16 protein-coding genes are annotated in these 14208 nt (G+C 68.5%); all 16 read left to right on the top strand.

Annotated features, from left to right (window positions below):
- A partial coding sequence (locus tag CCR79_RS11570) for a metal ABC transporter ATP-binding protein (protein ID WP_207190383.1) occupies nucleotides 1–809 on the top strand: 809 nt, incomplete at its 5' end.
- The gene (locus tag CCR79_RS11565; protein ID WP_238633504.1) at nucleotides 809–1729 is read left to right on the top strand and encodes a metal ABC transporter permease; all 921 of its coding nucleotides are present in this window, start codon (nucleotides 809–811) and stop codon (nucleotides 1727–1729) included. The genes CCR79_RS11570 and CCR79_RS11565, both read left to right, overlap by 1 nt.
- Nucleotides 1730–1780: 51 nt before the next feature.
- Nucleotides 1781–2353, top strand: a complete 573-nt coding sequence (locus CCR79_RS11560; RefSeq protein ID WP_238635077.1) for a Slp family lipoprotein — start codon at nucleotides 1781–1783, stop codon at nucleotides 2351–2353.
- A gap of 8 nt (nucleotides 2354–2361) precedes the next feature.
- Nucleotides 2362–2892: a Slp family lipoprotein gene (locus CCR79_RS11555; protein WP_238642132.1), complete on the top strand. Its 531-nt coding sequence runs from the start codon at nucleotides 2362–2364 to the stop codon at nucleotides 2890–2892.
- Nucleotides 2889–3458: an isochorismatase family protein gene (locus CCR79_RS11550; protein WP_201172837.1), complete on the top strand. Its 570-nt coding sequence runs from the start codon at nucleotides 2889–2891 to the stop codon at nucleotides 3456–3458. The genes CCR79_RS11555 and CCR79_RS11550 overlap by 4 nt, the downstream gene beginning before the upstream one ends.
- 17 nt (nucleotides 3459–3475) lie before the next feature.
- Nucleotides 3476–3829, top strand: coding sequence for an Hpt domain-containing protein (locus CCR79_RS11545; RefSeq protein WP_201172835.1), 354 nt, complete (start codon nucleotides 3476–3478; stop codon nucleotides 3827–3829).
- A gap of 117 nt (nucleotides 3830–3946) precedes the next feature.
- Nucleotides 3947–4240, top strand: coding sequence for an STAS domain-containing protein (locus CCR79_RS11540; RefSeq protein WP_201172833.1), 294 nt, complete (start codon nucleotides 3947–3949; stop codon nucleotides 4238–4240).
- A gap of 26 nt (nucleotides 4241–4266) precedes the next feature.
- On the top strand, nucleotides 4267–4629 hold the full coding sequence (locus tag CCR79_RS11535; protein ID WP_201172831.1) for a response regulator: 363 nt from the start codon (nucleotides 4267–4269) through the stop codon (nucleotides 4627–4629).
- Nucleotides 4630–4666: 37 nt separating this feature from the next.
- The gene (locus tag CCR79_RS11530) at nucleotides 4667–6793 is read left to right on the top strand and encodes a chemotaxis protein CheA (protein ID WP_201172828.1); all 2127 of its coding nucleotides are present in this window, start codon (nucleotides 4667–4669) and stop codon (nucleotides 6791–6793) included.
- Between the two features lie 129 nt (nucleotides 6794–6922).
- The gene (locus tag CCR79_RS11525) at nucleotides 6923–7462 is read left to right on the top strand and encodes a chemotaxis protein CheW (protein ID WP_201172849.1); all 540 of its coding nucleotides are present in this window, start codon (nucleotides 6923–6925) and stop codon (nucleotides 7460–7462) included.
- Nucleotides 7449–8861 (top strand): methyl-accepting chemotaxis protein, encoded by a 1413-nt coding sequence (locus CCR79_RS11520; RefSeq protein ID WP_201172826.1) that lies wholly within the window; start codon nucleotides 7449–7451, stop codon nucleotides 8859–8861. Before CCR79_RS11525 ends, CCR79_RS11520 begins: the two co-directional genes overlap by 14 nt.
- Complete coding sequence (locus CCR79_RS11515; RefSeq protein ID WP_201172824.1) at nucleotides 8858–9640, top strand: ParA family protein; 783 nt, start codon at nucleotides 8858–8860, stop codon at nucleotides 9638–9640. Before CCR79_RS11520 ends, CCR79_RS11515 begins: the two co-directional genes overlap by 4 nt.
- A gap of 94 nt (nucleotides 9641–9734) precedes the next feature.
- A complete protein-coding gene (locus tag CCR79_RS13915) occupies nucleotides 9735–11645 on the top strand; it encodes a methyl-accepting chemotaxis protein (RefSeq protein ID WP_430654670.1) in 1911 nt (636 codons plus the stop codon).
- Nucleotides 11646–11690: 45 nt separating this feature from the next.
- Entirely contained in the window at nucleotides 11691–12509 is an 819-nt protein-coding gene (locus CCR79_RS11505) for a CheR family methyltransferase (RefSeq protein WP_201172820.1), read from the top strand.
- Nucleotides 12478–13161 (top strand): chemoreceptor glutamine deamidase CheD, encoded by a 684-nt coding sequence (gene cheD / locus CCR79_RS11500; protein WP_201172818.1) that lies wholly within the window; start codon nucleotides 12478–12480, stop codon nucleotides 13159–13161. Before CCR79_RS11505 ends, cheD begins: the two co-directional genes overlap by 32 nt.
- A 17-nt stretch (nucleotides 13162–13178) precedes the next feature.
- Nucleotides 13179–14208, top strand: a 1030-nt coding sequence (locus tag CCR79_RS11495; protein WP_201172816.1) for a protein-glutamate methylesterase/protein-glutamine glutaminase, incomplete at its 3' end; no start/stop codon positions are given.

The raw sequence follows: 14208 nt of genomic DNA, 5'->3' as shown, positions 1-14208 counted from the left end.
ACGCGGGTAGACCAGCGGCGGGGGCGGGGCGTGGTGAAGGCGTCGCGGCCATCGAGGCCGAGGGGCTTTGTGCCGGTTATCACGGCGTGGATGCAGTGGCGGATGCCCATCTGCGCATTCCCGCCGGTGAGCTGGTGGCCCTCGTTGGCCCCAACGGTGCCGGCAAGTCCACGCTGCTCAAGCTGATCATGGGCCTGATCCGGCCGCGCTGCGGGCGCATCCGCATCGGCGGTCGGGCGCCCGGTCAGGCGCGCGGTGCCGGGGACGTGGCCTACATGCCGCAGCACGAGACCCTCGACTGGGACTTCCCCGCTTCGGTGCGTGACGTGATCTTCTCGGCCCGCTACCCGAGTCTGCGCCGCTCCGGCGTGCAGCGCTGGCTGCCGCGGCGGTTGCTTGGGGCGGAGCACCACGAGGCGGTGGCCGAGGCGCTGTCGGCGACGGCCATGGCGGAGCTGGCCGACCGGCACATCAGCGAACTCTCCGGGGGGCAGAAGAAGCGCGTGCTGCTCGCGCGTGCCCTGGCGCAGCAGGCGCGGCTGTTGCTCCTCGATGAGCCGCTGGTTGGGGTCGACCGTTCCAGCGAGGCACTGATCTTCGAGGTGCTGCGCGATCTGCGTGCCGCCGGTCGAACCGTGGTACTGGTTACCCACGACATCGCCGGGGCGCGGCGCCACGCCGATCGGCTGGTGCTGTTCAATCGTTCGGTGATTGCCTCGGGGCCTCCGGAAGAGGTCATGACCGACGAGCGCTCGCTTCTGCGTGCCGCCGATCCGCTCTTCGCCCGTGGGCTTCAGGAGGCGGACTGATGGCGTGGGCGGAGGCCGTGATCGACTTCCTGCTGGCTGGACTGATGGCCGTTGTGGGTCTGCTGCCCGAGCCGCTGGCCGAGCCGTTCAGCTATCAGTTCATGCAGCGCGCCCTGCTCACCGCCATCGCCGTCGGGCTGGTCTGCGGGGTGCTCTCCTGCTTCGTGGTCCTCAAGCGCTGGGCCCTGCTCGGGGATGCCATCTCCCATGCGGTGCTGCCCGGGGTGGCCATCGCCTACCTGCTCGGCTGGCCGTTCTTCATCGGCGCCTTCCTGGCTGGCGCGCTGACCTCGCTGGGGATCGGCTTCATCGAGCGGACCACCCGCCTGAAGTCCGATACCGCCATCGGCATCATGTTCACGGCGGCGTTTGCCTTGGGGGTGGTGATCATCAGCCAGGTGGCCACCTCCACCCACCTGATGCACGTGCTCTTCGGCAACGTGCTGGGTGTGGACCGCGCGGCGCTGCTGCTCACCCTGGGCGCCGGTGTGATCGCGCTGCTGGCCGTGGCCTTGGGTTACAAGGCGCTGTTCGCCTACACCTTCGACGAGATCCACGCCCGGGCGTTGGGCATGAATACGGCCGTGATCCACTACGGCCTGATCCTGCTCCTGACCCTGACCATCGTCGCCAGCCTGGAGACGGTGGGCATCATCCTCGTGGTGGCCATGCTCATCACGCCGGGGGCGACCGCCTACCTGCTCACCGACCGGCTGACCCGCATGATCGTCCTGGCCGCCTTCTGTGGTGTCACTGCCGCGGTCGTGGGGCTCTATCTGGCCTACCACTTCGACGTCGCCTCGGGCGGGGCGATGGTGCTGGTTTCCGCAACGCTGTTCCTGGTGGCGCTGCTGGTTGCCCCCCGTCACGGCCTGCTGCCGCGGTGGGTGCGCCGCTGGCGGGCGCTGGCTGCCGGCTAGCGGCTTTGTATACTAAGGGGGGACAAGCCCGTTCCCAGGGAGGTGGCCGTGGTGTCCATCCGAATCCTTTTGCCGGTGGTGGCGGCCGGGCTGTTGCTAGGGTGTGCGGGCACCGTGCCCGACCCGGTACGCACTGCTCCGGACGAAGCCCCCTCCCTAGCCCAGGTGCGTGCGGATGGCGCCAGCGCCCACGACGGCGAGCGGGTGCGCTGGGGCGGGGAGATCGTCGAGGTGCGCAACGAGGCCGACGCCACCTGGCTGGAGATCGTCGAGCGTCCCCTGCGCCGCGGCGGCGAGCCGCGCGATGCCGACCGCACCGAGGGGCGGTTCCTGGCGCGGGTGGACGGCTTTCTTGAGCCGACCCTCTACGCGCCCGGCCGGCAGTTCACCGTCTCCGGTTCCCTGGATGGGACCGTGAAGGGGGCCATCGGGGAGTACGCTTACACCTACCCGGTGGTAGCGGTCCAAGCCCATCACCTCTGGCAGGAGCCGGCCGATCCCAAGCGCACCACGCCGCGCTCCTATCGCTACGATCCGTGGTACGACCCCTGGTATGGCGATCCCTGGTACCGCCATCCGGGGTATCCCTACTACTACGGGCCCTATCGGCGGCCGTACTGGTGATGGTTGCCGTGGCGCTGTCCCTGGGACGGTCCCCTGCCCGCGCGGCGCGCTGGCTCCTGCTGGCGGCGGTGGCAGGCGTAGCCCTTTTTGGCTGCGCCACCGGGGCGCCCTTCGAGCGTAATGATGACCTGATGGCCGATCTGACCGCGCGCGAGGCCGCTGCCGCCGGCGAGGCAGTCATCGGTAGCCAGGTCCTCTGGGCAGGGCGTATCCTCCAGGTGGAACACTTGGAAGAGACGACCCGGCTCGAGGTGGTGGGGTACCCGCTGGATCGCGCCCAGCGACCCCGCACGGCGGCCTCGCCCGAGGGGCGTTTCCTAGTGGATTACCCGGGCTTCCTGGAGAGCGCCGACTACCGCCCCGGGCGGTTGATCACGGTGCGCGGTGCGGTGGATGCCCTACGCACCGGACGGGTGGGTGAGCAGGCGTTGACCTATCCGGTGGTCGCCACCGAGGACGTCCACCTCTGGCCACCGGCGACGGCCACCAGGAGCCAGCCGCAGGTTCGCTTTGGTGTGGGAGTGATGTTCTCGCGATGACGGATACGCTGATCGACCCGGCGCGCAGCGCTCTGTTGCTGATCGATCTCCAGGAGCGTTTGCTGCCGGCCATCGATGGCGGCGAGCAGGTGGTCGCCGCCGCGGACTGGCTGGCGGGGGTCGCCCACGAGCTCGGCCAGCCCGTCCACGCGACCGAGCAGTATCCGGAACGCCTCGGCCCGACCGTTGCGGCGCTCGCCCGCTCGGTGCCGGCGTCCCGGCGTCATACCAAGATGCACTTCGCCTGGACCCGCGACCCCGAAGCCGCCGGTATCCGCCTGCCGGAGCAGGTGGTCATCGCCGGCACGGAGGCCCACGTCTGCGTCCTGCAGACGGCACTGGGTTTGCAAAAATCCGGTCACCAGGTCTTCGCCGTCGCCGAGGCGGTCGGCTCGCGCCGGCCCGCGGATCGCGAGCTCGCCCTGGCCCGCATGCGCCAGGCCGGTGTGGTGGTGGCGGGGGCTGAGATGGTGGCCTTCGAGTGGCTGCAATGCGCCGGCACCGAGGCATTCCGGCGGCTGTTACCGCGGCTGCGCGAAGGCTGGCAGCCCGCCGCCCGATCTTGAAGCAGAGGAGCCGGCCCATGTCCGATCACCCCGTCATCGACCTGGAAGAGTTGCTCGACAATCTCGGTCGCGATGAGCAGCTGGCGGACATGCTGCTCGAGCGCATGCAGGAAGACCTTCCGTCTCGCCTGGCGGCCCTGCGCGAAGCCCTGGAGCAGGGTGATCCGCAGGCGGTCCACGCGATCTCTCACCCCGTCAAGGGGGCTCTGGCCAGTGTGCGCGCCGTCGAGGCACGGGAGTGCGCCCGTCGCCTCGACGATGCTGCCCGCACCGGCGATCTGCAAACGGCCTGGGGCTGTCTGCCCGAACTCGAGCGGGCCGCCGAGCGGCTCGAGGCCGCCATCGACGCGCGGCGCGCGCGCACCTCCTGATCCCCCGCGTGTGGCGCTGTGGCGGTGAGGTATGCCACTCAAGTTAATGCCGCCTCTTGCCGTTAGCGATGATGACGGGCAATCTCAACGGACAACCGGCAAACGCGTAGGGACATCATGGCGGCCCACCAGCACATCGATCTGGGCGAACAGCTCGATATCACCGTGGCGGCGACCCTCAAAGAGACCCTGGCCGACGCGCTGTCCTCCGGGCAGCCCGTGGCACTGGATGGTGCACGGCTGCAGCAGGTTGACGCCGCCGGCGTCCAGCTGCTCGCTGCCTTCGCACGGGCGGCGGCGAGCCGCGCCGGCTGGTCGTGGCAGGGCGGGGGGGCGCCGGCCCCGGTCACCGAGGCTGCCGCCGATCTCGGCCTGACCGATGAACTCGGGCCCGGCGGCGCAGCCCGCTAACCCCGACAGACTAAGGGAACGAGACGATGGCGAAGATCCTGGCGGTCGATGATTCCGCCTCCATGCGGCAGATGGTGACCTACACCCTCAAGCAGCAGGGCTACGAGGTCACCGAAGCGGTGGACGGCACGGACGCATTGACCAAGGCCAAGGCGGGCGGCTTCGACCTGGTGATCACGGACGTGAACATGCCGAAGATGGACGGCATCACACTGGTCCGTGAACTCCGCGGGCTGCCTACCTTCAAGTTTACGCCGATCCTGCTGCTGACCACCGAGTCGGCACCGGAAAAGAAGCAGGAGGGCAAAGCGGCCGGAGCCACCGGCTGGCTGGTCAAGCCCTTCGATCCGGACCAGCTGGTGAACACGATCAAGAAGGTGGTGCGCTGACGGAAGGCGCCCGGAGCGCCCGACGGGGGGGCGAGCGATGAGCGTAGATCTGAGCCAGTTCCTGCAGACCTTCTTCGAGGAGAGCTTCGAGGGGCTGGACACCATGGAGTCGGGCCTGTTGGAACTCGACCCGGAGCGTCCGGATCCGGAGACCCTCAACAACGTCTTTCGTGCCGCGCACTCGATCAAGGGGGGTGCCGGGACCTTCGGCCTGACCGCCGTCTCCGACTTCACCCACCGCATGGAGACATTGCTCGACCGCCTGCGCGACGGTCAGCAGGCGGTCACACCGGACGCCGTGAACGTGCTGCTCAATGCAGTCGATTGCCTGCGCAGCATGCTCGCGGCGATCCAGAGCGATCAGGCGCTGGACGCCGATGCGATCAGCACCGCGCAGCGTCAGCTCGATGAGCAGCTGGGTCAGACCCCCACTGGTACGGCATCCGGGGCTTCCGGCCCCGCCGGGGATACGGGTGGTGATCGTGGCAGCGCGGGCGGCGGCGGAGACGCGACCCCGCCGTCCGGCGGTGGCGGGTGGTGGATCCGCTTCGAGCCGCAGCCGCACCTTTTCGCTACCGGCAACGACCCGCGGCGCCTGTTTCTGGCGCTGCAGGATCTCGGCGAGCTCGAGGTCGAGTGCGACACCTCGGGGTTGCCGCCCTTCGAGCAGCTCGACCCGGAAACCTGTCAGCTGGCCTGGACGCTGCGCCTCTACGCCGACGTGACCGAGGCGGCGGTGCGCGAGGTCTTCGAGTGGGTCGAGGACGATGCCCGCCTCGAGATCCGTCCCCTTGAGGCTGCCGGGACGGAACCCGCCGCGGCGGCCGAGGGCGGCGCGGCCGCGGCTGTCGCCGCCGAGCCGGCCGCCGGCGCAGAGGCCGCGGCGCCGGCCGGTGGCGAGGGTCGCAAGTCGGCCGCACGCCGGGGCGGCGCGGGTGGGGGCGGGAGCAGCAGCTCCATCCGTGTCGACACCGAGAAGATCGACGCGCTCATCGACATGGTCGGCGAGCTGGTGATCACCCAATCGATGCTCAGCCAGATCGGCAAGGAGTTCACCGCCGAGCGTCTGGAAGAACTCCAGGACGGCCTCGCGCAGCTCGAGCGCAACACCCGCGAGCTGCAGGAGAACGTCATGCGCATCCGCATGGTGCCGATCAGCTTCGCCTACTCGCGGTTGCCGCGCATCGTCCACGACACCAGCCGTGCCCTGGGTAAGGCCGTCGATTTCCAGATGGAGGGCGAGCAGACCGAGCTGGACAAGACGGTGATGGAGAAGATCATCGATCCCCTGGTCCACTTGGTTCGCAACAGCGTCGACCACGGCATCGAGCTACCGGAGGAGCGCGCCGCCGCGGGCAAGCCGGAGACCGGCACCATCACCATCGAGGCGTACCACAAGGGCGGCAACATCATCATCGAGATCGCCGACGACGGTCGCGGTATCAACCGCGACAAGCTGCTTGGCAAGGCCCGTGCCGCCGGCCTGGTGGAAGATGGCAGCGAGCTGGCCGACGAGCAGATCTACGACCTGATCTTCCACCCTGGGCTTTCCACCCACGACCAGGCCACCGAGTACTCCGGCCGCGGCGTGGGTATGGACGTGGTCAAGCGCAACGTCCGCTCCCTTTCCGGCAACATCCATGTGCGCTCCACCCACGGCCAGGGGACGACGATCACCATCTCCCTGCCGCTGACGCTCTCCATCCTCGATGGGCAGCTCTTCCGGGTGGGGGATCAGACCTACATCATCCCGCTGGTCTCGGTCATCGAGTCGCTGCAGGTGGACGCCAGCAAGGTCAGCCGCGTGACCAGCCGCGGCGAGGTCTACCACTGGCGCGAGGGCTACGTGCCTATCGTCCGGCTGCACGAGCTCTTCGACACCGAGCCGGTGCGTCGTGAACTCGGAGGCGGGCTGATGGTGATCGTTGAGGACGAGGACACCTACCTCGGTGTCTTCGTCGACGACCTGCTCGATCAGCAGCAGGTGGTGATCAAGAGCCTGGAGGCCAATTACCTGCAGGTGCCCGGCATCGCCGGGGCGACCATCCTCGGCGACGGCACCGTGGCGCTGATCCTCGATATCGCCGGACTGATCGAGATGAGCCGCGGTGGCCGGCGTCAGCCCTACATCCCCGACCGGGAGGACAGCGATGAGGCCGCCTGAGCCCTTCGTGTCCGGGATCCCCCAGTTTCCAAGCGGAGAGCAGTCATGACTCAGGACAGCGAGCACGGAACCCTCGGAGACGACCGCAAGGCCGCCGCGCTCGGCAGCGGGGCGGATACCGTCGATGCCATGCAGGCGGCGGCCGACGGGGACCAGTACCTGACCTTCACGCTCGGGGAGGAGGAGTACGGTGTGGACATCCTGCGGGTGCAGGAGATCAAGGGCTGGCAGCGTGTCACTCCCATCCCCAACACGCCGCACTACGTCAAGGGCGTGATCAACCTGCGCGGCACCATCGTCCCGGTCATCGACCTGCGCGAACGCTTCGGCATGTCCGCCCAGGAGTACTCGAAGTTCACCGTGGTGGTGATGGTCCGCGTGGTTTCGGCGGGCGGTCGTGAGCGGATCATGGGGCTGGTGGTGGACGCCCTCTCCGAGGTCTACACGTTCCAGTCCGAGCAGATCCGGCCGGCCCCGGAGTTCGGCGCAGCGCTGCGCACCAATTTCCTCCGCGGGCTGGCCACGGTGGACGACAACAAGATGGTCATCATCCTCGATGTCGACGAGCTGCTCAGCGACGAGGATCTGGCCATCGCCGACGATCAGAGCCGGATCGCCGCGGTGGTTCGCGCGGACAGCGAAGGAGGCACGGAGCATGGCAACGACTGAAATGGGTGCCGGGGCGCCGCTGGAGACCGATCGCGACGCCCTCGAGCAGGCCGGCTGGCTGCCTCCGGAGCGCGTCGAGGAGCTGGTCGGGATCGTGGAGCAGATCGCGGAGGGCGATTACGCCAGCGTGCCCCCGGGGCAGTGTCGGGTCTCCGAGGCGTTGCACCGTCTCGCCGAGCAGCTCCTCGACCGGGATACCCGTCAGCTCTGCGAGACCGTGGAGTTGGCCGGCGAGGCGGCCGAGAGCCTGGTTGCGGCATCCGGGATGCGCATGACCATCCGCGAGACCAGCGAGCGTAGCCAGACCATCGCCTCCACCGCCGAGGAGCTGGCGGCCAGTGTGGACACCATCGCGGACAACAGCGCTGCGGTGGCGACCGAGACTGAGCGCGTGCAGGAGCTGGTGGATTCCGGCGACAAGGCCTCGCAGCAGACGGACCAGACCGTTCAGGAGATCGCCGGCCTGGCCGAGACTGCCTCGCAGCGGGTCAAGCAGCTGAACCAGGCCTCCAACGAGATCGGCTCGATCATCGAGCTGATCGAGGAGATCGCTTTCCAGACCAATATGCTCGCCCTCAACGCCTCGGTGGAGGCGGCGCGGGCCGGGCAGGCCGGCGCCGGCTTCTCGGTGGTCGCCCAGGAGGTGCGGCGGCTCGCGGACCAGACCAAGAGCGCCACGGTGGACATCGCCCAGCGCATCCGGACTCTTCGTGACGAAACCGAGGCCATCTCCGCCTCCGTCGAGGAGATGGGCGGTGCCGTCGAGCGGGGCCGCTCGGCCACGGGAGAGACGCGGGAGACCATGCAGCAGGTGGCCGAGCGCATGCGCGGGGTCACCGAGCACATCCACAACGTCTCCTCGGTGATCAACGAGCAGAAGGGCGCGGTGACCGACGTGGCCGAGTCGATCAGCGCGGTCACGGACCGGACCGAGCGCAACGTCACGGACGTGGAGCACACGCTGGAGGCCCTCGGCAAGTCCAACGCCATCCTCACCGAGCAGATCGGGCGTCAGGAGGAGCTCAATCTGCCGCGCTACTTCATCGAGCGCAGCAAGTTCGACCACGTGATGTGGAAGCGGCGCATCGCGGCGATGCTCGCCGGGCGTGAGGATGTCGATCACCGCGAGCTCACCGACCACCACGCTTGTCGCCTGGGCAAGTGGTACGACTTGGTGGAGGAGCCGTGGATCCGCAAGCTGCCCGCCTTCGTCGAGATCGAGACGCCGCACCGGGCGGTCCACGAGCACGGCAAGCAGGCCGCCAAGCTCTACAGCCAGGGCGAGGTGGACGCCGCGGCCGGTGAGCTGGAGCAGCTGGCCGACAACTCTCGCCAGGTCGTGGGTCTGCTCGAGCAGCTCGCCGATGAGATGGACCGGGCGCGTGGGGAGCGGGAATGAGCGCAGCCGGATCGCGCGTTACCTGCTTTCTGAACCAGAAGGGCGGGGTGGGCAAGACCACCTCCTCGGTGAACGTCGCCCACGCCCTGGCCCGGGCCGGGCGCGATGTGGTGGGTATCGACCTCGACCCCCAGGGCCACTTCGCCGCCAGCCTGGGGCTTGAGGGCCTCGATCCGGGGCTCGATGACGTCCTCTTCGATCAGGTGCCGCTGGCCGAGCGCCTGCAGCCCGCCCGGGAGAGGGTCCGTCTGGTGCCGCCGGGGCCGCGTCTGCCCGAGGTGGAGCAGATGGCCGGTGGGCGCGAGCGCGGCTGGCTGCTGCAGCGGGCCGTGGCGGGGCTCGACCCGTTCCCGGACTACGTGGTCATCGACTGCCCGCCCTCGTCGGGACTGCTGGCGATCAACGCGCTGCTCGCTACCGACGAGGTGGTGATGCCGGTCTCCTGCGACTACCTGGCCCTGGAGGGGTTGGCTGGGCTCATGCGCACCCTGATGCGGGTCGAGCGGGGGTTGGGTATCCACACCCGCAAGTGCGTCCTGGTGACCCGCTACAACGGTCAGCGCCGCCTGCCCAAGGAGGTACTCGGCAAGCTCAAGGAGTACTTCCCGGGCCAGGTCCTGAAGACGGCGGTGCGCGACAACGTCGCCCTGGCCGAGGCACCCGGGTTCGGGCAGACGATCTTCGAGTACCGCCCCGAGAGCAACGGGGCGAAGGATTACCGGGCGTTGGCCGAGGACCTGGAGCAACACCGGGTCTTTGAGCCGGCGGCCGAAGCGTAGAGGAGGAGCAGCCGTGGCGAAAAGCAGCGGATCGAGCGGCGGCGACAGGAAAAGTGGCGGCGAGAAGAAGCTCGGTCGCGATCCCCTGGCATGGATGAAGGACGACACGGAACAGCCGTCGGCACCCGAGGAGGCGTCAGCCGCCGGAGCGCCGACGGAGGCACAGGGCGAGGAGCCGGCCGCGGCGCCGGCGCACCAGCAGGTAGCGCAGACGCAGTCAGACAGCGGGGAGAGCACCATGGCGAGCAGCGACCAGAAAAGAACGATCACCGTCGACCGGGAGGAGTACATCGAGTACTACCGGGCCAAGAAGGCCATGCACACCGCGACCACGGCCTTCCTGATGACCAACCCGGACGGCACGATCCACTACGTCAACGAGCCGATGCAGGCCATGCTTGCGCGGCACGAGGCGCAGATCGTTGCGGTCAACCCCGGTTTCACCTCGCGGGATCTGGAGGATCGGCTCTCGCTCTTCGACCTGTTCCCGCAGCTACGCTCGGTGGCCGGGCAGATGCAGCGGATCCGCGACGACGCCCTGCACCAAGAGCTGCACGTCGGCGAGCTGCGTTTCAACGTCTACATCACCGGCGAGGACGACGAGGAGGGCAACTTCCTCGGCAATACGCTGGAGTGGTTCGACATCACCGAGGACTGGCACCGGCGCGACAACGAGAAGAAGGCGCAGCGCGACGTCGAGGCGCTGATCGAGCGGATCCAGGCCGGTGAGCTCAGTCACCGGGTGGAGACCTCGGAGATGTCCGAGGGGTTCATCCGGACCCTCAGCGAGGACATCAACATGGTCCTCGACGTTACGCAGGCCCCGGTGCGGGAGGTCATCCGGGTCATGGAACTGGTCTCCAAGGGGGACCTGACCCAGCAGATGCAGGGCGAGTTCAAGGGCGACTTCGGCCAGCTCCAGGACTGGGTCAACTCGACCATCGATGTGTTGCGCCGGACCGTGGACAGCGTGCGCGAGACCGCCAACGGCATCGCCAGCGCCTCCTCGGAAATCGCCCAGGGCAACCAGGATCTCTCCCAGCGGACCGAAGAGCAGGCCAGCTCCCTGGAGGAAACCGCCTCGAGCATCGAGGAGCTCACCTCGACGGTCAAGCAGACCGCCGACAACGCCCGCGAGTCCAATCAGCTCGCCACCTCGGCCCGTGAGCGGGCCGAGCGCGGACAGGACATCTCCGGCCAAGTGGTCGAGGCCATGGGGGCGATCAAGCAATCGAGCCGCGAGATCTCGGACATCATCACGGTCATCGACGAGATCGCCTTTCAGACCAACCTGCTCGCCCTCAACGCCGCCGTGGAGGCGGCCCGCGCCGGCGAGCACGGGCGCGGCTTCGGGGTGGTGGCCGCCGAGGTGCGCAACCTGGCCCAGCGCAGTGCCACCGCGGCCAAGGACATCAAGAAGCTGATCAACGACAGCGGTGAGAAGGTTGAGGACGGCACCCGCCTGGTCAACGAGTCCAACGAGACCCTCAAGGAGATCCTCGAGGCGGTGCAGACGGTGACCGACAAGGTCGCCGAGATCTCCGCGGCCAGCGAGGAGCAGTCCTCGGGCATCGACGAGATCAACAAGGCGGTCAGCCAGCTCGACGAGGTCACCCAGCAGAACGCCGCCCTGGTGGAGGAGGCCGCCTCCGCGGCCGAGTCCCTGGACGAGCAGTCGGACAACCTTGTGGAATTGATGTCCTTCTTCGGCGGCGGCGAGGAGACCCCGAAAGGCGGTGGCGCCAAGACGAACCGCTCCGGCCACGCTGGCCAGAAGAGCGGGCAGGCGACGGGCCAGGCCAAGGGCCAGGCGGGCGGCGGCGCCCGGGCCGGGCAGAGTGGCTCGCGTACCGGCACCGGTGCCGGCGGACAGCGCACCAGCGGTTCCGGCGGGCAGCAGCGCACCAGCGGCACGAGTCAGCAACGCCGCAGCACGGCCGGCAACGGCGGGGGCCGGCGCACCGCGAGCACCGAGGTGAACGACGGCGAGTGGGAAGAGTTCTGAGGCGCGGTGGGAGGGCGATTGTGACGGGCAGCCAGGAGGGCGTCGGTGAGTGGTGAGCGTGAGTTCCGTTTTACGCGAGAGGACTTCGAGTGGATCCGCGAGACCGTGGGACGCGAGACCGGGATCCAGCTCAGCGACGCCAAGAGCGACATGGTCTACTCGCGCCTGGCGCGCCGCCTCCGGGCCCTCGGGCTGCGGGATTTCGCGAGCTACCGCAAGCTGCTGCTCGACGACCCCGAGCGCCAGGAGATGGCGCACTTCGTCAATGCCCTGACCACCAACCTCACGGCGTTCTTCCGCGAGGCGCACCACTTCGAGCACCTGGCCGGGGTGCTCGAGGCGTCCTCCGGCACCGTTCGCATCTGGTCGGCGGGCTGCTCAACCGGCGAGGAGGTCTACTCGGCGGCCATCGTGGCCCGGGAGGTCTTCGGCGATCGGGCTGCTGATCGGGTCCAGATCCTTGGCACGGATCTCGACAGCAACGTACTCGAACGCGGACGCCGCGCGGTCTACGATCAGAAGCGCGTCGACGGGCTGAGCCGGGAGCGCCTGCGCAGGCACTTTCTGCGCGGCAAGGGCAGCAAGGAGGGCATGGTCCGCGTCCGCCCGGAGGTGTGCCGGCTGGTCGAGTTCCAGCAGCTGAACCTTCTGCATGAGTGGCCGTTCCGGGAGCCGTTCGACATCGTCTTCTGTCGCAACGTGATCATCTACTTTAACAAGGAGATCCAGCGCCGGCTGTTCGACCGCATGGACCGAGCCATGGCCCCCCGGGGCTGGCTCTACATCGGGCATTCCGAGACCCTGTGGCGGGTCAGCGAGCGATTCGAATCCCATGGCCGCACCATCTACCGCAAGCAGGACTGAACTGCGCCGTGCTTCCTGGCGCAACCGCGGCGTGGAGCTGCCCGAGTGCCTGCCCGGTTTCGAGCACATCAACCGGTACTGGGATCCGCAGCATGAAGCCTTTGCGGCCAAGATCCTGCCCGGCGAGTTCTACGTGACCCGGGGCCCGGAGATGGTGGTCACCGTGCTCGGCTCCTGCGTCTCGGCGTGTATCCGCGATCGCCGCCGGGGCATCGGCGGGATGAACCATTTCATGCTGCCGATCCGAGGTGGCGACCCGCACCACTGGGAGGGTGATCCACTGAGCACCGCCACGCGCTACGGCAACCACGCCATGGAGCAGCTGATCAATCGCATCCTCGCCGCCGGGGGCAGTCGCGATGAGCTGGAGGTCAAGCTCTTCGGCGGCGGCCGGGTCATGGCGGGGATGACCGACGTCGGCCAGCGGAACATCGAGTTCGCCCTGGAATACGTCCGTACCGAGCAGCTCCGCGTGATCGCGCAGGATCTCGGCGGGGAGTACCCGCGCAAGGTGCAGTACTATCCCGAGAGTGGTCGGGCCCGTTCCAAGAAGCTGATGAGCACGCGCAACGATACCGTGGTCCGGCGCGAGGAGCACTACCTCCACGAGATCGACGAGCGCCCCGTGTCCGGCGACGTGGATCTGTTCTAACGGGGGGGGGGGGGCGCATGATCCGGGTACTGATTGTTGATGACTCCGCCCTCATCCGCCGGATGCTCACCGAGCTGTTCGCCGGTGTCGACGACATCGAGGTGGTGGGCACGGCGCGGGATCCCTACGACGCCCGCGAGAAGATCAAGCAGCTCAACCCCGACGTCCTGACCCTGGATGTCGAGATGCCGCGTATGGACGGCATCACCTTCCTGCGCAACCTGATGCGGTTGCGCCCGATGCCGGTGGTCATGGTCTCTTCGCTGACCGAGGAGGGCGCCGAGGAGACCCTTGAGGCGCTGGCACTCGGCGCCGTCGACTTCGTAACCAAGCCGCGCACCGATGTCAGCCACACCTTGGACGCGTATGCCGAGGAGATCATTGCCAAGGTGCGTACCGCCGCGCGGGCCCGGGTGCGGCCGGGGCACAGCCAGCCCCGGGGTGCCGCGCCGCAGCCGCATCAGCGCACCACGGACAAGGTGGTGGCGATCGGTGCCTCCACCGGTGGTACGCTGGCGGTGCAGCGGCTGCTCGAGGTGATGCCGCCCAACGCCCCGGCCACCGTGATTACCCAGCACATGCCGCCCGGCTTCTCGGCGGCCTTTGCCGAACGGCTCGATCACATCTGCGCCGTCTCGGTCCACGAGGCGCGAGACGGCCAGCGTGTGCTCCCGGGGCACACCTACATCGCCCCCGGTGGCTACCACCTTGAACTCCACCGCGACGGCAGCAAGTACATCTGCCGGATCACCGAGGACGAACTGGTCAATCGTCACCGGCCCTCGGTGGACGTTCTGTTCGACTCGGTGGCCCGGGCGGCCCGGAGCAACGCCGTGGGCGTGCTGCTCACCGGCATGGGCAGTGACGGGGCCGCCGGACTGGGGCGCATGCAGGCCGCCGGGGCCGTTACCATCGCCCAGGATGAGGCGAGCAGTGTCGTCTGGGGGATGCCGGGCGCCGCCGTCAAGGCCGGCCACGCGGATCAGGTCCTGCCGCTGGAGCGGATCGCCGAGGCGATCCTGGCGGCGGTGGCGCCGCCCTCCCACC

This window comes from Halorhodospira halophila (assembly GCF_016653405.1).
Classification (GTDB): Bacteria; Pseudomonadota; Gammaproteobacteria; order Nitrococcales; family Halorhodospiraceae; genus Halorhodospira; species Halorhodospira halophila_A.
Note: the sequence above shows the minus strand (reverse complement) of the source record. Positions and strands in the feature narration are given on the sequence as shown.

Coding starts and splice junctions, on each gene's coding strand:
- CCR79_RS11565 (WP_238633504.1), top strand. CDS start 809: ATGGCGTGGGCGGAGGCCGTGATCGACTTCCTGCTGGCTGGACTGATG.
- CCR79_RS13915 (WP_430654670.1), top strand. CDS start 9,735: ATGAAGGACGACACGGAACAGCCGTCGGCACCCGAGGAGGCGTCAGCC.
- CCR79_RS11530 (WP_201172828.1), top strand. CDS start 4,667: ATGAGCGTAGATCTGAGCCAGTTCCTGCAGACCTTCTTCGAGGAGAGC.
- CCR79_RS11525 (WP_201172849.1), top strand. CDS start 6,923: ATGCAGGCGGCGGCCGACGGGGACCAGTACCTGACCTTCACGCTCGGG.
- CCR79_RS11550 (WP_201172837.1), top strand. CDS start 2,889: ATGACGGATACGCTGATCGACCCGGCGCGCAGCGCTCTGTTGCTGATC.
- CCR79_RS11515 (WP_201172824.1), top strand. CDS start 8,858: ATGAGCGCAGCCGGATCGCGCGTTACCTGCTTTCTGAACCAGAAGGGC.
- CCR79_RS11540 (WP_201172833.1), top strand. CDS start 3,947: ATGGCGGCCCACCAGCACATCGATCTGGGCGAACAGCTCGATATCACC.
- CCR79_RS11520 (WP_201172826.1), top strand. CDS start 7,449: ATGGCAACGACTGAAATGGGTGCCGGGGCGCCGCTGGAGACCGATCGC.
- CCR79_RS11535 (WP_201172831.1), top strand. CDS start 4,267: ATGGCGAAGATCCTGGCGGTCGATGATTCCGCCTCCATGCGGCAGATG.
- CCR79_RS11545 (WP_201172835.1), top strand. CDS start 3,476: ATGTCCGATCACCCCGTCATCGACCTGGAAGAGTTGCTCGACAATCTC.
- cheD (WP_201172818.1), top strand. CDS start 12,478: ATGGCCGCACCATCTACCGCAAGCAGGACTGAACTGCGCCGTGCTTCC.